The following is a 23300-nucleotide window of genomic DNA, read 5'->3' on the forward strand; positions in this document are numbered from 1 at the left end:
TGCTATATCAAAAAAATGATATAGCACTTTTTTTTTATTAAAAATAAGTTAAATGAGCAATAATATAGATAAAGTATCAATAAAAGGTTGAGTTCTTTAATAAACTATAATATAATTTAACAAACCATGAAATACAAATGAACTTCGGAGGTGGACTTAAATGGATTTAATGATTGTTTGTGCATTGATATTATTAATATGTGTAACTTCAACAAAAGTATTATATAAATTTGGAGTACCTATATTATTGATATTTATTGTACTTGGAATGTTATTTGGTTCTGATGGAATAGTTGGAATATATTTTGATAATTATGAACTTACGAAAGAGGTATGTTCGTTTGCTTTAATATTTATAATGTTCTTTGGAGGATTTAGTACTAACTGGAAGATGGCAAAACCAGTTGCAGTTCAGTCAGTATTATTATCAACTGTTGGAGTTGCAATAACAGCTGGTCTTACAGGAATGTTCTGTTTTTACATATTTAAAACAACACTTTTAGAAGGATTACTTATAGGATCTATTGTTGCTTCAACGGATGCAGCAGCAGTTTTTGCTATACTTCGTTCTCAGAAATTAAACTTAAAAGGTTCATTAGCTTCAATTCTAGAAATTGAGAGTGGGAGTAATGACCCTATTGCATACATGCTTACAGTTATTATATTACAATTGATAGCAGGAGAAGGTGGAGGGCTTGTAATACCTCTTCTAATAAGTCAAATTTCAATTGGAATACTTACTGGAGTTATACTTGCTAAATTAACTACATATTTATTAAGAAAAGCAAATTTTGAAATAGAAGGTTTTTATACAATATTTGTAGCTGCTATAGCAGTACTTTCATATGCATTAAGTGAATATCTTGGTGGTAATGGATATTTAAGCGTATATCTTGCAGGTATTATTATTGGAAATAGTAAAATTCCACATAAGAAAAGTTTAGTACATTTTTTTGATGGGATATCATGGATTATGCAAATAGCATTATTCTTTATGCTTGGATTATTAGCATTTCCATCAGATATACCACAAGTTGCATTTAAAGGAGTATCAATTTCTATATTTATGATATTTATTGCAAGGCCAATTGCTATATTTAGTGTACTTAGCTTCTTTAAAGTCCCAATAAAAGAACAGTTATTTGTATCATGGGTTGGGCTTAGAGGAGCAGCATCAATTGTTTTTGCAATATATGCAGTAACTTACGGGGTACCGATAGATAATGATATATTCCATATAATATTCTTTATAGCATTATTCTCAGTTGCGGTACAAGGGACTTTAATACCGAAGGTTGCAAACTTTTTAGACCTTGTAGATGATAATTCACCTGTACTAAAAACCTTTAATGATTATAAAGATGAAATTGGAAATAGTTTAGTTGAGATAGATATTTCTAAAGATAATGATTGGGCTAATAAAACTATTATGGATGCAAATATACCAGAAGAAATATTCGTCGTTATGATTAGAAGGAATAACGAAGTAGTAATTCCAAAAGGTTCTACAGAAATAAGGGTTGGAGACACTATAGTATTTACAGCTAAAGATTTCGATAGTATTAGTAATTTTTTAAATGAATAAAAAGGTAGCCTATTTTCATAAATATGAAAATAGGCTACCTTTTAGTTTTTAAATATTTAACAAGGAATTTATATTAAAGTTCATAAAAATAATATTAATACTTGATATAATTACTTTAGAGAGAAAATAGTGAGTAGAGGTGATATGGTGTCGAGTTCTTTAACTACAAAGCATGCTTTAGCTAATTCATTAAAAGAACTAATGAGTAAAACTGAGCTTAACAAAATATCTGTTAAAAGTATTGTTGATGAATGCAATCTTAATAGGCAAACATTTTATTATCATTTTGAGGATGTTTACGATTTAATTGATTGGATTTATAAAACGGAAGCGCTTGAAAGTGTAAAAGAGTGTGGAAATTATGAGCACTGGACAGATGGACTTTTAATTATATTTAATTATATAGAAAGAAATAAACAATTTTGTTTAAATACATTAAATTCATTAGGACATAACCATTTGAATACATATTTATATTCTGTAACTAATGAACTTATAATTGGAGTTATAGATGAACTTTCAAAAGAAATGACTGTAAGTATAGAAGACAAGCAATTTATGTCAGACTTTTATACTATGGCATTTAAGGGTTTAGTACTTAAGTGGATGGATGATGGAATGAAAGAAAAGCCAGAAAATATCGTTTATAAATTAAATGAGCTAATTGATGGGAATTTCCTACGGGCATTAAAAAGATATGAGGATAAATAAAAATACTGAATTTATTTTTTATAAATAAATTCAGTATTTTTAATTTTATATATTAAGTCTTTAGATGTCTTAAGTCTATATAGTATTCTATAAGATGTTAAAGCAAATATTCTATCAGTATTAGTAGTCAATAAATTAAAATCTTTTTTTGAAGATTTTAAAATCTCATCGATTTTATTAGAATGTACAGTACAATTAGATAATAAATGTACTGAATCTTTTAACTTGTTTAAATTTACATTAGTTATAGTTCCGTTAAAAGTCTCGTAAAATAAATAATAAATATTTTCATTAAGAAGTCTTTGATTATAAACGAAATCATTAATATAAGAAATATTTAATGAGCTATTATTTAGAAGTATTTTGCTTTCATAAAGTTTAGATAACATCATATTTTCATTCATTTTATTTAATAAATCGCTATCAATAGTACTGTCAAATCCTATTGATATCATATCATTACTAATTGAGTAATATGATTTAATTAATTTACTTAAAGCATCTTTTAAACTATAAGGGAAAATATATTTATTACCTAAGTAACTTATAATAATTCCTATAGTTACGAATATAAATCTATATAGTACACCATCTAAAGGTGATTTAGTTATTAAAGAAAATACTCCAGTACCAACAGTTATAGCACATATAGTTCTGACTTCAAATTTACTTGTAATAATAAATATATAATAAAGGACAATAAATATTAAAATCTCTAGATAAATATTAGCTACAAGTACGTCAATTGCAGCAAACAATAGTAAAGCAATTATCGTCCCTTTAAATCTTACTCCAAACCTCTTTGTAGAAGTTTCGATGTAAGGCTGAAGAACTGCAAAAATTGTAAATGTAATCCATTTTCCTTGAGGTATTTTAAATAGTTCTACCAAAAAGTAAGAAACAGATAAAAGTAGAGAAAGTCTAAAAGCATATGTAAATTTTAAGGATCCTTTATTAAAGTTTAATTTTAATAATGATGAAAGTTTAACTTTAAAATTAGTTTTATATGGTTTATTTGAACAATTACTTTTAGAAGATTTTAAAAGGTTAGATAGTGAAAATCTAAGTAAACTTAAATTTTGAACAATATCATATAAGAAGTAATTGTTTTTGTATATAGTAGAATACGTACATTTAAAGCTATCTATTTCATTAATTAAATTGTTAAGAGAGTGCCGTTCTTTTATGAAGCTTGACATATTTAAAACTAGACTAGATAAATCTTTAAAGAATTCTCTAGAAGAATCATCTAATGTGGATACATCATATTCATTAATTGAAGAACTAAGTCTTTCAATACAAAGTGAGATATTTAAAATTATGTTATCAGTATCATTAATATAAAAGTAAAAAAGTCTTCTATTATAAACAGTTGAAATTATATTATTAATTGATGAATCTACATTCATAGTTTTATAAGATGAATTATTCTTTTCAATTAAATGGTCTATTTTTGTAGATAAGCTACTTAGAAGTGTAAGTAAGTTATCATTTAGTTTCTTTTTAGAGTTAGATTTATTTAATATAAATTGGCTAATCATTATAAAAAGTGAACCTAAGCATAGTGCTGTTAATCTTTTTGGAAGTTCTATTAAGTGCACTGGTTTAACTAAAAGAAAAAGATATCCAAGCACAAATGGTGTCCAAATAGATTGATTTAAATTTGAAACAAATAAGTAGGTTATAAAAAATAATGCAAAAAAATTAATAAATAATCCTAAATAAATATTGATAGCACCTAAATAAGAAAATAATCCTATATAAATGAATGCAATAAGAAATATAAATGAATTTCTTATAGGGTTAGCAGTTAAATCTTTATTTAACAAAGTTAATGCACCTTTTACCACTGCAACACCTACGAAAGCATTTTCTGTACCTAATATGTACCAATAGTAAAAGAAAATAAGTACACCTAATATAAATATTATTGTTTTTAGAAATATTGTATTGTTTAGAATGTTTTTCATATAAGTTTACTCCATTAATTATCTTTTGTTTAAGTTAAATATATTATATCAATAAATAAAAAAGGTAATATGAACTTTTTAGAGAATAATAACAAAAAAGAATATATTATAGGAGAAGAAGATTAAATGAATTTTAATAATTTCAAATTAATATTTAGAATAATACTACTAATTGGAATTTCATTTTTTTATTTCGATTCAGATAATTCAGTTTTTTTCTTTGTTACATACATACTGATAGTTTTTATAATTTCATTAGTACAAGGTTTAGTAAAGGTAGAATATAAAAAATATTTAGTGAGATTATTAATTGTAATTAATTTATTATATATACTTATAGGTTTTAGAATTGCTATTATTTTATTAACTGGGATTTTGATTGAGGAAAGTGTAAAAAATAGAGCTAGACTTTTGGCAGTGGTTATATTTGTGAGTTTATATTCAATTATTTATATTGAAGATTCTTACATATGGATATATATATATCTAATGATTATTACAATGATTATATCTGTAATACTAAGCAGTTGTTATTTTAGAATTGAAAATTTAGAAAATAAATTAGATATAGAAAGAAAAAATATACATAGGATAAATAATAGGATGCAAAATGAAGCTGAGTACTATAAGCAAAGTATAGATTATACAAAGCTTGCAGAAAGAAATAAAATATCAAGGAGAATGCATGATGAAGTAGGACATGTTATTGTAGCATCTATTATAAGATTAGAAGCATCTAAAATAATATTAGATAGTGATTTAGAAAAAGGAAAGAAGATGTTAGAAGAAATTATAGATCATTTAAGAGATGGGATGAATGACTTAAGGAACACAATACATGAAATTACTCCAGAACGTGAAGAGATTGGAATTAATAAACTTAGAACTTTAGTAGAGAATAAATTTAGAGAAGTAGATGTAGTGTCTAGCATAAAGTGCAATGGAGATATAGAAAGAATAACAAATAAGCAGTGGATGATTATTACTGATGCAATTAAAGAGCTATCTACAAATGCGCTAAAGTATTCAGAATGTGAAAAAGTCTGTATTATTGTGGATGTTTTAAATAAAATTATAAGGGTTAATTTTAAAGATGATGGGATTGGAAAAGAAAAAATAATAAAAGGATATGGTCTTAAAAAAATAGAGGAAAGTTTAATTAGTAAAAATGGAGAATTGATTTTAAATGGGAAAGATGGCTTTTCAGCTACTTTGTTGTTTAAAATTGAATAAAGGGAGAGAAGAAAGTGTGCCAATAAAAGTTGTAATAGGTGAAGATGATGATCTAATTAGAGAGAGTTTAAAAATAATATTAGGAGCAGATAAAGATATTGAAGTAGTAGGAGCTTTTTCTAATGGTAGAGAAGTTGTTGATTTTATTGTTAAAACCAAAGTAGATATAGTTTTACTAGATGTTAGGATGCCTATACTAAATGGTGTACTAGCCACTAAGGAAATAAATAATATAAGTACAACAAAAGTTATTATACTGACTACATTTGATGAGGACAAATATATTAGTGATGCGATACTCTTTGGAGCTAAAGGGTATTTACTTAAAAATACAAAGCCAAACAAAATAATTGAGGCTATTAAAATGGTTAATGAAGGTAATTCTGTTATACAGGAAGAAGTTTTAAAAAAATTATCATCAAACATTGGGAAGGATTATAAAGATATTAGCGATCTTACGCTTTTTACAGAACGAGAGCTTGAAATAATAAGAGAAATATGCAAGGGATATAGTAATAAAGAAATAAGTAGTAGCTTATTTATTTCTGAAGGAACAGTTAAAAATTATATAACATCAATTCTTCAAAAGACAAATCTTAATCATAGAACTCAAATAGCTATAAAGTATTTGAGAAATTTTCAATAAATTATTATATGACTTTAGTCATGGAAGAAAATGACTTTCTCTACATTTAAAGAGGAAGTCTTTTTTTTATAATAGTATTAATGAAAGAATTACACAAATAGGGGGTATTAAATATGTATGCAATAGAAATAAAGAATTTAGTTAAGAAATATAGTGATTTTTTAGCTGTAGATAATATATCTTTAAAAATTGAAAAGGGAAGAATATATGGGCTATTAGGTCCTAATGGAGCAGGTAAGAGTACTACCATAAATATTATTTGTGGACTTTTAAATAGTACATCTGGATGGATTAAAATTAATGATGTTGATGTTACAAAATCTATGAAAGAACAAAATAAACTTATGGGAGTAGTGCCACAAGAAGTAGCGCTTTATAAAACTTTTACAGCAGAAGAGAACTTGAAGTTATTTGGTGAGATATATGGTCTTAGAGGCGAGGATCTTAAGGAAAATATTAATTACGCTTTAGAGTTTACAGGACTTTCAGATGTAAGAAAAAAGCTAGCTAAGGAATTCTCAGGGGGAATGCTTAGAAGACTTAATATAGCTTGTGCTATTGTTCATAAACCTGAGATTATAATTATGGATGAGCCAACGGTTGGTATTGATCCACAATCAAGAAATCATATATTAAATGCCGTTAAGAAGTTAAATAAGGAAGGTGCAACAATAATATATACTACACATTATATGGAGGAAGCCGAAATTCTTTGTGATGAGATTGCAATAATTGACAATGGAAAAGTAATAGTAAAAGGAAGTACTGATGAACTTAAAAATCTCGTAAGTGATAAAAGTAGCTTAAGTCTTACTGTAAATGACGGAAGTTTAATAAATAAAGAAGAAATAAAGTGTATCTCTGGAGTTAAAAATGTATTTATAAAAGAGAATGTTATAAAAGTTGATTCAATGAAAGATATTAATAATTTGAGTAAAATAATAAGTAAAGTCAATGATAACGGGGCAAATATTTTAGATATTGGATATAAAGAAATAACATTAGAAACTGTATTCTTAACATTAACTGGTAGAAGTTTAAGAGATTAAGGAAGGAGAGAATTATGAAAGCTGTTATAAAAAGTGTAATACTTAAATCTATTAGAGAGCCTAGCTATTTATTGTTTTCAATGTTCTTCCCAATATTTCTTATAATTTTGCTTGGAAGCGTACTTGGTAACTATTTCGAACAAGATGGGTTGAAATTAGAGGGGAAGAAAATATATTATAACGAATCTTTAGATAAAAAAGAATTTGTTGGAATTTTAGATGATGAAGTTAAGAAGGTTGATTCTAAATTTGAATTTGAAAAGATAGAAGATAATGAAAGTGCTATAACAAAAGTTAAAAATGATGGAAGTATATTTATAAATTTTGACAAAGATAGAACTAATATTTATGTTGCAAAGGGTGATGAAATATATTATTCATATTTAAGTTCAATAATTAGAGGAATTGATAGCACGATAAATGGAATTGGAATCGTATATTCAATAGATCCAAATATGGCAGAAACAATTATCAAAGGAGATAGCATATCTCCAGAGATAGAATTATTAAGTAAAGAAAAGGCTCCATCAGCATTTGATTATTATGCAGTTGTAGAAATAACAATGATGACGTTATATATAATGATTTTCCCATTTGATAAAATATATGATGATAGGAAAAGAGGAATATATAAGAGGATGAAGTTAACAGGAGTAACTGATGGACAATATTATATTGGAACTGTAATAGGATATTTTGTATTGTCATTTGCAATAACTCTTCCAGGCTTTTTGTTCTCAAAATTTGTTCTTAAGACTAATTGGGGCGAGAACCCACTTATAATATATGGAGCCATTCAAGTATTATCATTAGCATCAATAATGGTAGGTATGTGTATAGCTAAATATGTCAATAATAAAGAGAAATCTATGACCGCAATACAAGGTGTTATACTTCCTATAATGTCTTTTTTAGGAGGTTCTTATATGAGTCTACCTGATGATGTTGGAGGAGTATTTCAAATAATAACAAATATATCACCTATAAGATGGATAAATAGAGGGATATTTAGAGCTGTTTACACAGGAGAGTATAAATTATTAGGACAAGCGACATTAATAAATATTTCTATAATAATATTTGCTAGTATACTTATATTTTTAAGATATAGAAAAAGGGAGGATAGGATATGAGAAATTTCATTGTGATGATAAAAAATAATTTAAATATTATGATTCTAAAAAAGCCTGTTTTCTTTGTTTTAAGTATACTCATTCCAATTGCTATAGTTGTTTTTATGGGAATGGTTATGGATAGTGATCCAAAAGCAATGAATATTGGTATAAGTGGAAGTGAGACTAATTTAATATATAAAAATATAGCAGATTCAATTGAGAATGAAAAAAATATAAATTTAGTTAAAGTAGAAGAAAATGAATTAAGAAATAAAATTGGAGAAAAGAGTATAGATGCAGGGGTTATTGTATCTAATGATATATATAGTAAGTTATCTAGAGGGGAAACTGATTGTGTAAAAATAATAGGTAAAGAGGGAGATAGTACATCTGATTTAATAAATACAGTAGTTACATTAGAAATTAATAATATAAATAGATTAATAAAAGTAAGTAATAATAATGAAAAGGTATTTGATGAGCTTTTAAATCAATATAATAAAGAAAATATTAAAGTGGAAAAAGGAGTTTTATCGAATAAAGGCAAAGAAAATGAAGTAGCTGGAATTTTCGTAGGATTTTTGATTATGTTCATGTTCTTTAAAGCTACCCTTGGAGCTGCAAGAATAAATGATGATAAGTTTGATAAAGTATATTCAAGAATGTTTGTTGCCGGTATAAAGGTATGGCAATATTATTTAGGTAATATAATAGGTAGTTTAATATCATTAGTTATTCAAATAATATTAGTAATTATAGCTCTTAGTTTATTTACTGAAGTAAATTTAGGAATGAGTAATTTAAATATGTTTATAGTATTATTCTTAGTTGCTATACTTGCAGTATCAATTGGAACATTTTGTGTTGCAATTACAAGGTCAGATCAAGAAGCAGGGATTGTAAGTAATATTTTGATTATGGCATTATTAATGCTCGGTGGATGTTTTGTTCCTGTAATGTTATTCCCAGACTTTATAAATAGAATTTCTAAAATGTTACCAACAAGATGGGCCATGGATATGATAACAGAACTGCAAAACGGAAGAGATATAAGTGAATTATGGAAAAATATATTAATAATATTATTATTTTCAATAGCATTTTTCTTATTAGCAGCATATAAAACTAAGCATTCAGAAAAAAGTATTAATATATAAAATAAGTGAAAGTCTAAAAGTATAATATGTATTTTTAGACTTTTATCATTAATAATAAAGTACTATAAATAAAATATGTTGCGTGGGCAACTAAAAAGGGATATAATCTTTTTAAGAGGAGAGTGGATATATGAGTAATTATAAATGTATTGGTGACTTAATTTATTTTATTTCAAAAGACCTTAAGAAAAAAATGGATGAAGGATTTAAAGATAGCAATATTGGACAAGGACAGATATTAACTTTAATGGCACTCATGAGACATAAGGAAGATGAATTTATAAATCAAGATGAATTATCCGAAGAAATGGGAATCAACAAAGCTAATATAAGTAGAAATCTAAGTAAACTAAATGCAAATAATTTTATAGAGATATATTTAAATGAAACTGATCAAAGAAAGAAAAAAATAATATTAACAAAAAAAGCATATGATGAAATGAATAGTATAGGAAATATACTTGAAGATATTTTTAATGATATGGTTAATGGAATTGATGAAGAAGAATTAAAGGTAACTTCAGAAGTTTTAAATAAAATGAAAAAAAATTTAGTAAGTAAAAGGTAGGTTTTAAATAATATGAAAGCATTGATTGTTTATTTCTCAGGAACTGGAAATACGAAATATATAGGAGATAAATTATGCGGTAATTTAGAGAAGTATGATTACGAAGTTAAAGCATATGGAATTAATAAGTTTAATAAGGAAGATTTAAAAAATATAGATTTATTAATATTAGGAGGACCTATTTATGCAGGTAATGTTCCAGAGAAATTTATAAAATGGGCTTTGAAAAATATAGTTAACACAGATAGACATATAAAGGCAATAGTATATTCAACTTCAGCAGGGAGTATAAATGCTAATGGAGTGGACTCTCTAGGTGCAAAACTTAGTAATAAAGGATATGAAGTTATTGCGAAAGAAATATTTATTATGCCTAGAAATATCGAATTTGGAAATTACGGAAAAAATACAAAAGAAGAAATTGAAAAAATGATAAAAGATTCAAATTTAAAAGCAGCTGAAGTTATAAATAACTTAGTAAATGGTAATCTAAAAAAAATAGAAATTACGAGTAAGGGAATACTGAAAAAAGATTTAATAGCTGAAGTGTTTTCTATTATGGCAAAGTTTATGGGTAAGGGACTAGCTGTAAATAATGAGTGTATTAAATGCAAGAAGTGTGTTAATGAATGCCCTCAAAATAATATAAAGTTAACAGAAAAGGGAATTAAATTTGGATTTAACTGTATGATGTGTGCGAAATGTTTAAATAATTGTCCAAAGAATGCTATATTATATACAAAGAAAAAGCAGAACCAATATAACATTAATAACTACTTATAAAAAGGGATAAACAAGCTGAATATACTGCAAATTACATAATTGAATTGATTGAAAAGGTAAAATGATGTAACATAGAATTAAAAAGGGAGGAATTTATTATGAAAATTGAATTAAGTGTAATAGAGCTTGGTAAGCTTTTAAAGGAAATAGGAAATCAATATAGATTAGAAATGATGGCTAAAATTAAGCTAAGTGGTGGATGGATGACACTTCAAGGTGAAGGTATTGTTGAAAAGATTCCACAAGAAGGAACTAAAGGTAATATAATTACTGTTAGACTTACTAATGGTGAAGAACTTGGAAGTATAATAAACATAACTGGAGCTAAAGATTCAAAGTTTTCTATTGATGTTTCAAAGGGAAAGTATAAAGAACTTAGACCGGGTAAATTAAATATTGATACAATTAAGACAAATGAAGATGAGTGTAAATTAAGAATTGATGAAGATATAATATTCAAAATAGAAGCACCATTAAATAGAGTTCTTGATATAATAGAGGCACTGTAGTACCTAAAAAGGAGAAAGGGTCAAATATGAAAATTAATTGGAATACGAAATATAATACTATATCCGTTTATACATTTATTGTAGTGTGTGCTATTATAGCATTTTATTTATCCATATCTCAAATGAGTACTCTTATGGGTAAAATAAGTCAAGTAATAGTTATACTTAAACCATTTATTATAGGGTTTGCAATAGCATATCTTTTAGATTTTGTTTTAAGATTTTATGAGAATGTAATATTCGAAAAACAATTTTTTAAAAAATTTAATATAAAATCAAAAAGAGGTATTGGATTACTATTAACATATATAACTGCATTTATTTTTGTAGGACTATTTATACAGTTTGTATTACCACAATTAATAGATAGTATAGTAGGACTTGTTAATGATATACCATTGTATATAACTGACACTACTAACTTTATAAATGGTATGATTGATAAACTTGATATTGCAGAACAGTATCAAAGTGTAATAAATGAAAATTTCAATAATGTTATTGATTATATAATTAAAATAGCGACAAACTTAATACCTATGCTAGGTGGACTTTTAACAACAATATTATCAAGTATTTGGAATATTGTCTTAGGATTAATTATTTCAATATATCTTTTAATAGAAAAAGAAAAATTCTTTGCATTAAGTAAGAAATTAACATATGCAATGTTACCTAAAAATGCTGCAGCTAAAACTGTTGAATTAACACATAGAAGTAATGATACATTCGGTAAATTTTTAAGTGGTAAAATATTAGATTCATTTATAATTGGAGTACTTACATTTGCAATTTTAACTGTATTTAGTATGCCTTATACATTATTAGTATCAGTAATTGTTGGTATAACAAATATAATCCCATTTTTTGGACCATTTATAGGTGCAATACCATCAGTTATAATAATATTATTTGTTTCACCTATGAAGGCCTTATGGTTCCTTTTAATCATTCTTGTGATACAACAAATTGATGGGAATATTATAGGACCTAAAATACTTGGAGATTCAATTGGGATATCAGCATTTTGGATACTATTTTCTATACTAGTTGCTGGGAAGTTCTTAGGGCTTGTTGGTATGGTTATAGGAGTACCATTATTTGCAGTAGTATATTCTGTAATAAAAGAAGTTGTTGAGGCTAAGCTTGAGAAAAAAGGCTTAAATACAGAGACGGAAGATTATATGTAAAAAATAAAACAATTAATTTATAAACATAAGTAAGCTTTAGATTATTTAAAGCTTACTTTTTTTGCTTTTTTACTATACATATTAATAAAAGTGATTACATAAAGATAAGTATATTAATTTATTAAGAGAGGATTTAATGATTAGGAAAAATATTATTGTAAAAGGAATTGTACAGGGAGTAGGTTTTAGACCATTTGTATATAAAATAGCGACATATCATAACCTTAAAGGTACAGTTTGCAATACATCAAAGGGAGTTTTGATAGATGTAGAGGGAAAATCTAGTAATATAGATTCCTTTATAAGTAATATAAAAGAAAAAAGTCCGAAATTAAGTTTCATTGAGAGTGTTGAGGAATTAAGTTTAGATACCATAGGTTTTAAAGATTTTAAAATAATAGATAGCATAGACTTTGGTGGAAGGACATTAATATCACCTGATATAGGAGTGTGCGATGAGTGTATTAAGGAAATTGAAGATAAATATGATAGGAGAAGAGAAGCATATCCATTTACTAATTGTACTAATTGTGGACCAAGATTTTCCATTATAAAAAGTATTCCTTATGATAGGAGGTTTACTACTATGGATTCATTTCATATGTGTAATAATTGCAAGGAGGAGTATTTAAATGTTGTAGATAGAAGGTTTCATGCAGAGCCAACCTGTTGCAATGAATGCGGGCCAAAGCTTGAATTATTAGATAAATATGGGGATTGTGTTAATTGCAATGATGAACTTAATAAGACACGTAATCTTATTAAAGAAGGCTATATATTAGGGATAAAAGGTATTGGTGGATATAACATTGTATGTAGAGCAGACTTTTATAATACAATAGATGAATTAAGGCAAAGAAAAAGAAGAGTAAGAAAACCTTTAGCAGTAATGATGAAAGATATAGAGACAGTAAAAAAATATTGTCTATTATCTAATAAGGAAGAAGAGATGCTTAAAGATAATAAAAAGCCAATAGTAATATTAAAAAAGAAAAATAATGACCTACCAAACAATATATCATTTTCAAATAATACTTTAGGTGTTGTTTTGCCTTATAGCCCACTTCATCATTTATTATTTAAAGATGGAATTGATAAAGTAATATTTACTAGTGGAAATATTACTAAAGGGCAAATGATATATGAAGATTATAAAGCTATTGATAAATTAAAGGAGATTACTGATTATTTATTAGTTCATAATAGAGAAATTAATATGCCGGTTGATGATTCGGTGGTTTTTGAATGTTTAGGAGAAGAAAGGGTAATAAGAGCTGGCCGGGGATATGCTCCAATATCAATTAAGAAAGATACTAGAGATAACACCTTAGCTCTTGGAGGACAACTTAAAAATACTTTTTCATTAAGCTCAAAGGATTATATTTTTATAAGTCCTTATATAGGAGATATGGAAACATTAGAAAGCTTGGAAAATTTTGAAAAGAATGTAATTCATCTTAAAAATATTTATCATATAGATATAAAAAAAGTATGCTACGATATGCATCCAAGTTACTGGTATTCTAAATATTTAGATGAAATTAATGTGAAAAAGGTTGGTATTTATCATCATCATGCACATATAGCAAGTTGTATTGGTGAAAATGACTATAAAGGAAAAGTAATTGGTATAGCTTTTGATGGTACTGGTTATGGTGAAGATAAAAATATATGGGGTGGAGAATTTTTAATTTGTGATCTTAAAAGTTTCAAAAGATATGGACAAGTTAATTATTTCAAATTAGTTGGTGGAGATAGTGCTACTAAAAATCCTTGGAAGATTGGACTAGCACTTATTAGAGAGTCGCTTAAATTAGGTGACAGTAATATTTATAAAGAGTTTAATGACATATTTAATGTAGATAAGGATAAGTTTAACTTACTATGTAATATGATAGATAAAAATTTAAATGTAAGTCTATGTTCTAGTGTTGGAAGACTATTTGATGGGATTTGCAGTATTTTAGGATTTAATGATGAAGTATCCTTTGAAGGTGAATATGGAATATATTTAGAAAATTTAGCTAATAAGTTTAAAGTAGATAATGAAAATTATAAAGAAAAATATTGTTATGAAATAAAAAAGGCTAAAGACGTATTTGGAATAAAAACTGAAAAATTAATTAGGGGAATAGTTAGAGATTTAAGAAGAGGAGTTACTAAAGAAGAGATAGCACTAAAGTTTCATAATACAATAATATACGCATCAAGCAGTATGGCTTTAATTTTAAGAAATGAAACCAAAATAAATACTGTTGCTCTAAGTGGTGGAGTATTTCAAAATAGAATTATTTTAGAAGGACTATGTATAGATTTAGAAAATAAAGGGTTTAATGTAATTACAAATAAGAAGATACCATGTAATGATAGTGGATTGTCATATGGACAGCTTTTAATAAGTGATGAATTAATGTAAGGAGAAAATTTTATGTGTGTAGCTATTTATGGAAAGGTTATTGAAATATACAATTCAGATGAAGCGCTAGTTGAATTTTTAGGAACAAAGAGAAAGGTTAATGTATCACTTATAAATGAAGTGAATATAGATGATTATTTATTAATTCATGTAGGATTTGCTATAGAGAAAGTGGATGAAGATGAAGCGCGAAAGACTTTAGAAATATTTGACATAATGGATTTAAAGCAATAGGAGTAGTTGTTATGGAAGGAAATTTTAATAATACAAATATAAATAAAAGGCTTGTGGAAGAAATCAACAAGATTGCAAAGAATAAAATTAATATAATGGAAGTTTGTGGTACTCATACGAGGAGTATTCATAAGTATGGAATAAATAAGATTTTAAATAGAAATATAAATTTTATATCTGGACCTGGATGTCCAGTATGCGTAACAACAGAAGGGTTTATTGATAATGCAATTGAGGTATGCAATATAGAAAATACTATTACTTTAACATTTGGAGATATGATTAGAGTTCCAGGGAGGGAATCAACTTTATTAAGAGAAAGAGAAAAGGGGAGAGATATTAGAGTTATTACAAGCCCAATGCAATGTGTTGATATAGCAAAAAATAATAAAAGTAAAAAAATAATTTTTATTGCAGTAGGCTTTGAAACTACAATACCAACAATTGCTATGATGATAAAGAAGGCTTCTCTCCAGAATATAAAAAATCTATTTATACTATATGAGTTAAAGACTATGCCTGAAGTTATAAAAAGTATTTTAGATGATAATGAGGTAAAAATAGATGGGCTATTAGCCCCAGGTCATGTGGCTACAATAATAGGTGAAGAGGATTTTAATAATATTTATAAACAATATAAAAAAGGTGTTGTAATTAGTGGATTTAATTGTACTGAAATACTCTCTAGTATATTAAGTTTAGTGAAGATGAATGAAAATAAACAATATGAATTCAAAAATTTATATAAAAGCGTTACAAGAAAAAATGGCAATGAAATAGCAAAAGATGCTATAGATGAAGTTTTTATTACATGTGATGGAAATTGGAGGGGAATTGGGAAAATATGCGGTAGTGCATATAAATTAAGAGAAAAATATATAGGGTTTGATGCATATAAATACTTTAATTTAAAAGATAAGAATGATTATAATAATACAGGATGTATATGTGGGGAGGTTATAAAAGGGAAAAAGAAGCCTTATGATTGTATGCTATTTAATAATACATGCAAAAAGGAGAGCCCTAAAGGTCCATGTATGGTATCTTTTGAAGGTGCATGTGCAATAATGATCGAATATAAATAGAGGAGAGGTTATATTGTGGATAGAGTATCATTAGCTTGTGGCAATGGTGGAGAAGAGAGTAATAAATTAATTGAGGATATATTTTATAAATATTTTAAATGTGATGAATTGTTAAAAGGCTTAGATTCTGCAATATTAAATAAAATAGATGGAAATATAGCAGTTACAACTGATAGCTTTGTAATAAAACCTATATTTTTTAATGGTGGAAATATTGGAAAACTTAGTGTTTGTGGAACATTAAATGATTTAGCAGTAAGTGGTGCAATACCACTTTATATTACTACAGCATTTATTATTGAGGAAGGGTTACTTATAAATGACTTAGAGAAAATAGTTATTTCAATAAGTGAAGAAGCTAAAAGAAATAATGTATCTATTATTTGTGGAGATACAAAAGTAGTTGAAAAAGGGAAGTGTGATGGAATATATATAAATACTACTGGCATAGGGATTTTAAATAATAAAGTAAATCTTGGATACGGAAGAATTGAATGTGGAGACAAAATAGTAGTAAGTGGGACTATTGGAGATCATGGAATGAGTATAATGTGTAGTAGAGAAAATTTAGAACTTCAAAATAATATTTATAGTGATTGCAAAAGTTTATGTGAACTTACTAATTTAATAATAAATAGTGGACTTAATGTAAAATTTATGAGAGATCCAACAAGGGGAGGACTTGCTACTACTTTGAGAGAAATTGTAGATTCTTCTAATAAAAGTATGAAAATAAAAGAAGAAAGTATAAAAGTTAGAGATGATGTAAGTAACGTATGCGATATGTTAGGATTAGATCCATTATATATTGCAAATGAAGGTAAAATAATATGCATAGTAAGTAATGATGATAGCAATAAATTATTAGAATTAATTAAAGGTAAAGAATGTGGAATAAATGCTTCAATTATTGGAGAAGTAATAGATGATTATAATAATGAATTATATTTTGAAACTTTAATAGGCGGAACTAGAATACTAAACAGAGTTTCTGGAGATGAATTGCCAAGAATATGTTAGGCTATAAATAATAAAAGACAATCTTTAATAACTTAAAGATTGTCTTTTATAGTAAAATAAGAAATTAAGCTCTGTTTACTGAACCGAACATTTCCATTTTTTCTTTAACTAAAGCTTTGATAGCTTCGAATCCAGGGTTTAAAAGTTTTCTTGGATCGAATCCTTTTCCTTCTAAATCCTTACCAGCCATGATGTATTCTCTAGTAGCTTCTTGGAATACTAGTTGACACTCTGTGTTAACGTTGATCTTTGAAACTCCAAGTGAGATAGCTCTCTTGATCATATCATCAGGAATTCCTGTACCACCGTGTAATACTAAAGGCATTGGAGTAGTTGCTTTTTCTATTGCATCTAAAGCATCAAAATCTAATCCCTTCCAGTTTGCTGGGTATTTTCCGTGGATATTACCGATACCAGCAGCTAACATTGTAACTCCTAAATCAGCGATTTGCTTACATTCTTGAGGATCTGCGATTTCTCCAGCTCCAACAACTCCGTCTTCTTCTCCACCGATTGAACCAACTTCAGCTTCTAATGATAATCCTTTACCTGAAGTTAATTTAACTAATTCAGCAGTCTTTTCTATGTTTTCAGCTAATGGATAGTGTGATCCATCAAACATGATTGATGAGAATCCAGCTTCTATAGCTTTGTGAGCTCCTTCATAACTACCGTGGTCTAAGTGTAATGCAACAGGAACTGATATGTTTAATTCTTCTAACATTCCGTTAACCATTCCAACGATTGTCTTATAACCGCACATATATTTTGCTGCACCTTCTGATACTCCTAAGATTACAGGTGATCTGTTTTCGTCTGCAGTTAATAGAATAGCTTTAGTCCATTCTAAGTCATTGATGTTGAATTGTCCAACTGCATATTTACCTTCTCTAGCTTTATTTAGCATTTCTTTTGCTGAAACTAACATGCGCAAAACCTCCATATATTTTATATTATTTTTTGAGAATTAATGTTTTTTTACATATATTTCTCTCTACCTAGTAGTATAACTCAAAATTGTAATTATGAAAATAGTAAAATAGATAAAAGTAATTTAATAAAGTACTTTAATGTAAATAATAAGTGCTTTTTAAGAAGCTGTGTATAAAATATTAACCTTTTGTTAATTAACTGATTTGTTTCCAAATATTAATCTTTTATATTTACTTAAGGGGTAAAATTATTACATAAGATATATAATACATATAAGAGAAGGTTAAAAAAGGAAGAGTAAAATGGAAAACAACAAAAGCAGAAGAAAAAGAAGGAACAGAAGAAACAGAAGAAAAAAGGTTACATTAATTGTTGCTGTAGTAGTAATCTTAGGAATTGGGTTTGGAGGATATGAAATATTCTCTCATAAGAAAGATAATGTAAAAGCAACAGCAAGTGAAGGACAGGCAGCTGACAATACAGCAAAACAGGAAGAAGAAAAACCTAAGCCAACAGACATAATGCCAGGACAAAATATTATAAACTCTGCAGATTCATATGCAGTGCCTGCAAATGAAGTATTTGATATGATATCATCTTCAAAACCAAGTAATAAAACAAAAGAAGTATTTTTAACATTTGATGATGGTCCAAGTGAAAATACAGAAGCCATTTTAAAAATATTAAAAGAGGAAGATGTACATGCTACATTCTTTGTTTTAGGATCACAAATAAAAGAAGACAAAGAGAATAAACAATTACTTAAAGATGAGTTAGATAGTGGTAATGCTATAGGAAATCATACAATGAGTCATGATTACCATAAATTATATCCAGGTAATAGCGTTAATGTAGATGTATTTATGAAAGAAATAAATCAAAATAATGAATTAATGAAGAGTATTTTAGGTGAAGATTTTAATACAGCTGTTTTAAGAATGCCAGGTGGATATATGTCAAGAAAGTATTATAGGGATCCACATTTAAAAGCGTTAAATGAAGCTTTCGCAAAGCAAGGAATATATTCAATAGATTGGGATGCTGAAACAGGAGATGCTGAATCAAATAGTTATTCAGTAGAACATCTAGTTAATAAAGCAAAACAATATATGAAATCAGAAGATCATGTAATTTTACTAATGCATGATGCAGCTGCAAAGAAATCAACTGTAAAGGCGCTTCCACAAATAATTAAAATGTTTAAAGAAAATGGATTCGAATTTAAAGTTATAAAAAATGCACCGGTAAATAATACAGATACTAAAGACACTTCAAGTAATAAATAGTAAAAAAAATGTCTAGCGAAAATTCGCTAGACATTTTTTTATTTATATAATATATCTTTTAAAGTATCGTTATAATAAGGTGAACTTGGATAAGAGTTTTCAATATGTTGAGCATATTTTTTAGCTTGGTCCTTATCGCCAGTTCCATTATAGTATTCAGCTAACTTGTATAATACTTCTGGTGTATACATGTCAGCATGTGGGAATTTCTCTAAGTATTCTTTATAATACTTAACTGCATCTTCTGGCTTATTTAATCCTGCATTTGCAGCCCCCATGAAGTACATTATATGTGGTTCTAAATAACTTCCACCACAGAAATCATAAGCTTTAGTTAAATTACCTAAAGCATCTTGGTATTTTTTTTCTTTCATTTGATCCAAACCAGCATCATAGAACTTTTGAATACCATCAGTTTGCATAAGTTTTAATGCAGCATCATAAGATTTTTGATCTTCAGCTGGTATTTTTAATCCTTTAGCATCGCTTAAAAGAGAATAAAGATTGTCGAAGTCTTTACTATCAGTAGCTTTAGTTAAAGATTCATTAAAATTAGCTGGTAGTTCTTTAGTTTGTTCAGTAACTTCTGTTTGTGGCTTTATAGTATCATCAGTTTTAGATGAGTACTTATATACACCATAAGAAGCAGCTGCTATAACTACAACACAGGCTACTGCTATAGCTATATTTCTATTTTTGATTGAAGTTTTCTTTGGATTAACTGTTTGTTTTTTATCAGTTGACTGTGCAGTTTCTTCAGAAACTGTACTATTATTTTCATTATTTATTGAAGTTTTGTTATTTTCAGGTTCTACTACTTTAACTTCACTAACTTCAATTTCAGGTTCAGTGTTAGAACTTTCGTCTACTGCAACTTCTGAAATTACATTTTCTTTATCATTTGAAATAATTTCTTCAACTACTTCAATTGGTTTTTCTTCAGTTACAACTTCGGAAGTAGGTTCATCAATTTTTATGTCCTCAGTTGCTTCTTTAATTTTTTGAGCCTCTTTCTCTTGAGCTTCCTTTTCTTGAGCTGCTAATATAATAGCAAGTTCAGCTTGAAGAGTATCACTACTAATAGTATTAAAGTTATCGTAGCTTAAAGCTTTTTCTTTAGTAGACTTATCCATTTCTGCAAGACGCATCTTGGATGTTGGATTATTATTATATTCGGAGTTGATTTTCCAATTTAATATTGCCTCATCGACTCTACCTAGTCTATATAATATTTCACCTTCAAGTTCTAAAGCTTTCTCATTATTATATTGTTTCTCTAAAACTTTATCACAAATTCTTAAAGCTTCTTTGTAATGCTTTTTTTTAAAATAGTTTTCTGCTTTATCTAATTTTTTATCAAAATTACTCATATTTCCTCCTTAGTTAATCCATCCGTTACTTCTATTTTAATACATTGTGTCAACTAAATTATTTCGAAAATATTTCTTTTACAATAAATTTATAAAAAAATTATTATAAAGCTACTATAATATGTCATATAATTACATATAATAGAAAATAATTAGTAAAGAGAGTTAAGTTTAAATTAATATATTAATGAAAGTTAAGATTTTCTTTAGATAATATAAATAAACAATTTATATTAAATATGGTAATATTATTAAAGGATATTTATGTTTTAGGAGGATAATAAAATTGGAATTTGAAATGATTTTAGAATATTTTTCAACATATGGATTGCTATTTCTCTTTATAATTGTATTTTTAGAATACTTAAATCTTCCTGGGTTACCAGCAGGGATTATTATGCCAGCTTGTGGAGTTCTTATTTCAAATGGAGATATAAGTTTTACTACAGCATTAATTGTTTCAGTTATTGCTGGGGTACTTGGAAGTATATCTTTATATTTAATTGGTAGATTCGGCGGGGAGATTCTCTTACATAAATATTTAAAAAAGTTTCCTAGTCAAAAAAAACATATAAACAAAATAGAAGTTATTGTAAAAGAAAAAGGTAATTATGGTATATTTTTAAGTAAACTTATTCCTGTAGCTAGAACTTTGGTATCTATACCAGCTGGAGTATTTAAAATAAATATTTATAATTTTATACTGTATTCAGCCCTTGGGACTATTGTATGGAATGCTGCTTTTATATCAGCGGGATATTTTATTGGAGATATTATCTTCTTTTAATAGTAAAAGAGATTTAGAAATAAATCTCTTTTTTTTTATGGAAAAATAAATGAAATATATAAAAACCGTTATTTAATTAACAAATTGTTATTTTAGTAACATAATTATAAAATATATAAAAATAATTAGGCAAAAGTATTTACAATAGAACTAGTAAGGAATATTATTTAAATATAAAGATTAAAGGATATAAATTATTAATTAATAATTTTAATTGGAGGAGATAATATGAAAGTTTTAGTTGTAGGTTGTACACATGCAGGGACTGCTACTGTAGCGAATTTAAAGGAGTTATATCCAGAATGTGATGTAACAATATATGAAAGAAATGATAATATATCATTCTTATCTTGTGGTATAGCGCTTCATGTAGCCGATGTAGTTAAAGACTTAAAGGATATGTTTTATAATTCACCAGAAGCACTAGCAAAACTTGGTGTTAAAACAAATATGAAACATGACGTATTAGATATAGATTTTGATAATAAAAAAGTTAAGGTTAAAAACTTAGTAAGTGGAGAAGAGTTCTTTGATTCATATGACAAATTAGTTTTAACAGTTGGATCATGGCCAATAGTACCAAAATTCGATGGTGGAGATTTAGAAAATATTCTACTTTGCAAAAATTATAATCAAGCACAAGTTATTACTGAAAAAGGTAAGGATGCTAAAAATGTAGTTATAATTGGAGCTGGTTATATTGGCGTAGAGCTTGCTGAAGCATTTGAAGTATTAGGTAAGACTGTAACTCTAGTTGATGCAGAAGAAAGAATAATGGCTAAATATTTAGATAAAGAATTTACAGATATAGCTGAAAATGAATTTAAAGAACATGGCGTTAACTTAGTTCTTGGAGAAAAAGTTAAATGCTTTGAAGGTGAAAATGGAAAAGTTAAAAAAGTTGTTACTGATAAGGGAACTTATGAAGGTGATTTAGTTGTATTATGTATTGGATTTAGACCAAATACAACTCTTGTACATGGAAAGATAGATACATTACCAAATGGTGCGATTATAATTGATGAATACATGAGAACAAGTAGAGAAGATGTATTTGCAGCAGGGGATTGTTGTGTTGTTAAGTATAATCCAACAGGAGAAGATAGATATATACCACTTGCAACAAATGCTGTAAGGATGGGAACTTTAGTTGCTAGAAATATAAATGGTCCAAAGATTAAGTATATGGGAACTCAAGGAACTTCAGGTATTAAGATCTATGATGAATGTATAGCTTCAACTGGTTTAACAGAAGAAGGGGCTAAAATGGTTTCTGGTATAAATGTAGCAACATCAACAATAGAAGATAACTATAGACCAGAATTCATGCCAACATTTAAAATGGCAAAGGTTAAAATTGTATTTGATAAAGATACAAGAAGAGTTCTTGGAGGACAAATAATATCAAAAGAAGATTTAACTCAATTTATGAATACACTTTCAGTAGTAATTCAAAATAAGATGACAGTTGAAGAACTTGCAATGACAGATTTCTTCTTCCAACCACACTTTAATAAACCATGGAGCTTATTAAACTTAGTTGCACTTAAAGCATTATAAAATTAAAAGGCTGTTTTAATAACAGCCTTTTTTATTTGGAATGCATATTTATAAAATAAATTTATATGATATTATATACTTTATAAATAGTAC

The 23300-nt window shown here is 27.1% G+C and carries 21 protein-coding genes; 18 read left to right on the forward strand and 3 right to left on the reverse strand.

The annotated features are described in order from the left end of the window. Positions 1 to 160: 160 nt before the first annotated feature. Both RSF37_RS08515 and RSF37_RS08520 read left to right on the forward strand, forming a co-directional pair. Positions 161 to 1585 carry a potassium/proton antiporter gene (locus RSF37_RS08515; protein ID WP_332563981.1) on the forward strand — a complete coding sequence of 475 codons (1425 nt, stop codon included), beginning with the start codon at positions 161 to 163 and terminating at the stop codon, positions 1583 to 1585. A 129-nt stretch (positions 1586 to 1714) separates the two neighbouring features. Further along, positions 1715 to 2296, forward strand: a complete 582-nt coding sequence (locus RSF37_RS08520; RefSeq protein WP_332563982.1) for a TetR-like C-terminal domain-containing protein — start codon at positions 1715 to 1717, stop codon at positions 2294 to 2296. Positions 2297 to 2307: 11 nt separating this feature from the next. On the opposite strand, the gene RSF37_RS08525 is transcribed toward RSF37_RS08520, so the two are convergent. Further along, positions 2308 to 4266 carry an FUSC family protein gene (locus RSF37_RS08525; RefSeq protein ID WP_332563983.1) on the reverse strand — a complete coding sequence of 653 codons (1959 nt, stop codon included), beginning with the start codon at positions 4264 to 4266 and terminating at the stop codon, positions 2308 to 2310. Between the two features lie 126 nt (positions 4267 to 4392). On the opposite strand from RSF37_RS08525, the gene RSF37_RS08530 reads away from it, so the two are divergent. The 13 genes from RSF37_RS08530 (at position 4393) to hypE (ending at position 17271) form a co-directional block, all read left to right on the forward strand. Further along, complete coding sequence (locus RSF37_RS08530; RefSeq protein WP_332563984.1) at positions 4393 to 5499, forward strand: sensor histidine kinase; 1107 nt, start codon at positions 4393 to 4395, stop codon at positions 5497 to 5499. Positions 5500 to 5515: 16 nt separating this feature from the next. Then, positions 5516 to 6145 carry a response regulator transcription factor gene (locus RSF37_RS08535; RefSeq protein ID WP_332563985.1) on the forward strand — a complete coding sequence of 210 codons (630 nt, stop codon included), beginning with the start codon at positions 5516 to 5518 and terminating at the stop codon, positions 6143 to 6145. Between the two features lie 113 nt (positions 6146 to 6258). Continuing rightward, on the forward strand, positions 6259 to 7194 hold the full coding sequence (locus RSF37_RS08540) for an ABC transporter ATP-binding protein (protein WP_332563986.1): 936 nt from the start codon (positions 6259 to 6261) through the stop codon (positions 7192 to 7194). 14 nt (positions 7195 to 7208) lie between these two features. Then, positions 7209 to 8327 carry an ABC transporter permease gene (locus tag RSF37_RS08545; protein WP_332563987.1) on the forward strand — a complete coding sequence of 373 codons (1119 nt, stop codon included), beginning with the start codon at positions 7209 to 7211 and terminating at the stop codon, positions 8325 to 8327. After that, positions 8324 to 9466, forward strand: coding sequence for an ABC transporter permease (locus RSF37_RS08550; RefSeq protein WP_332563988.1), 1143 nt, complete (start codon positions 8324 to 8326; stop codon positions 9464 to 9466). The genes RSF37_RS08545 and RSF37_RS08550 overlap by 4 nt, the downstream gene beginning before the upstream one ends. A gap of 130 nt (positions 9467 to 9596) precedes the next feature. Then, positions 9597 to 10034 carry a MarR family winged helix-turn-helix transcriptional regulator gene (locus tag RSF37_RS08555; RefSeq protein ID WP_332563989.1) on the forward strand — a complete coding sequence of 146 codons (438 nt, stop codon included), beginning with the start codon at positions 9597 to 9599 and terminating at the stop codon, positions 10032 to 10034. A 12-nt stretch (positions 10035 to 10046) separates the two neighbouring features. Further along, a complete protein-coding gene (locus tag RSF37_RS08560; RefSeq protein WP_332563990.1) occupies positions 10047 to 10817 on the forward strand; it encodes an EFR1 family ferrodoxin in 771 nt (256 codons plus the stop codon). Between the two features lie 98 nt (positions 10818 to 10915). Continuing rightward, on the forward strand, positions 10916 to 11326 hold the full coding sequence (locus RSF37_RS08565) for a UDP-N-acetylglucosamine pyrophosphorylase (RefSeq protein WP_332563991.1): 411 nt from the start codon (positions 10916 to 10918) through the stop codon (positions 11324 to 11326). A 26-nt stretch (positions 11327 to 11352) separates the two neighbouring features. Further along, complete coding sequence (locus RSF37_RS08570; protein ID WP_332563992.1) at positions 11353 to 12516, forward strand: AI-2E family transporter; 1164 nt, start codon at positions 11353 to 11355, stop codon at positions 12514 to 12516. Between the two features lie 136 nt (positions 12517 to 12652). Beyond that, entirely contained in the window at positions 12653 to 14932 is a 2280-nt protein-coding gene (hypF, locus tag RSF37_RS08575) for a carbamoyltransferase HypF (protein WP_332563993.1), read from the forward strand. 12 nt (positions 14933 to 14944) lie between these two features. Then, positions 14945 to 15166, forward strand: coding sequence for a HypC/HybG/HupF family hydrogenase formation chaperone (locus RSF37_RS08580; RefSeq protein ID WP_332563994.1), 222 nt, complete (start codon positions 14945 to 14947; stop codon positions 15164 to 15166). Positions 15167 to 15177: 11 nt separating this feature from the next. Further along, positions 15178 to 16251 carry a hydrogenase formation protein HypD gene (gene hypD, locus RSF37_RS08585; RefSeq protein ID WP_332563995.1) on the forward strand — a complete coding sequence of 358 codons (1074 nt, stop codon included), beginning with the start codon at positions 15178 to 15180 and terminating at the stop codon, positions 16249 to 16251. A gap of 15 nt (positions 16252 to 16266) precedes the next feature. Then, positions 16267 to 17271, forward strand: coding sequence for a hydrogenase expression/formation protein HypE (gene hypE, locus RSF37_RS08590; protein ID WP_332563996.1), 1005 nt, complete (start codon positions 16267 to 16269; stop codon positions 17269 to 17271). A gap of 64 nt (positions 17272 to 17335) precedes the next feature. On the opposite strand, the gene fba is transcribed toward hypE, so the two are convergent. Next, on the reverse strand, positions 17336 to 18199 hold the full coding sequence (gene fba, locus RSF37_RS08595; protein WP_332563997.1) for a class II fructose-1,6-bisphosphate aldolase: 864 nt from the start codon (positions 18197 to 18199) through the stop codon (positions 17336 to 17338). Between the two features lie 307 nt (positions 18200 to 18506). On the opposite strand from fba, the gene RSF37_RS08600 reads away from it, so the two are divergent. After that, on the forward strand, positions 18507 to 19490 hold the full coding sequence (locus RSF37_RS08600; RefSeq protein WP_332563998.1) for a polysaccharide deacetylase family protein: 984 nt from the start codon (positions 18507 to 18509) through the stop codon (positions 19488 to 19490). A 38-nt stretch (positions 19491 to 19528) separates the two neighbouring features. On the opposite strand, the gene RSF37_RS08605 is transcribed toward RSF37_RS08600, so the two are convergent. Beyond that, positions 19529 to 20860: a tetratricopeptide repeat protein gene (locus tag RSF37_RS08605; RefSeq protein ID WP_332563999.1), complete on the reverse strand. Its 1332-nt coding sequence runs from the start codon at positions 20858 to 20860 to the stop codon at positions 19529 to 19531. Positions 20861 to 21146: 286 nt separating this feature from the next. On the opposite strand from RSF37_RS08605, the gene RSF37_RS08610 reads away from it, so the two are divergent. Then, on the forward strand, positions 21147 to 21647 hold the full coding sequence (locus tag RSF37_RS08610) for a DedA family protein (RefSeq protein ID WP_332564000.1): 501 nt from the start codon (positions 21147 to 21149) through the stop codon (positions 21645 to 21647). Between the two features lie 228 nt (positions 21648 to 21875). Beyond that, positions 21876 to 23207, forward strand: coding sequence for an FAD-dependent oxidoreductase (locus RSF37_RS08615; protein ID WP_332564001.1), 1332 nt, complete (start codon positions 21876 to 21878; stop codon positions 23205 to 23207). Positions 23208 to 23300 lie beyond the last annotated feature (93 nt).

It is taken from the genome of Clostridium sp. (assembly GCF_036643715.1).
Classification (GTDB): Bacteria; Bacillota; Clostridia; order Clostridiales; family Clostridiaceae; genus Clostridium.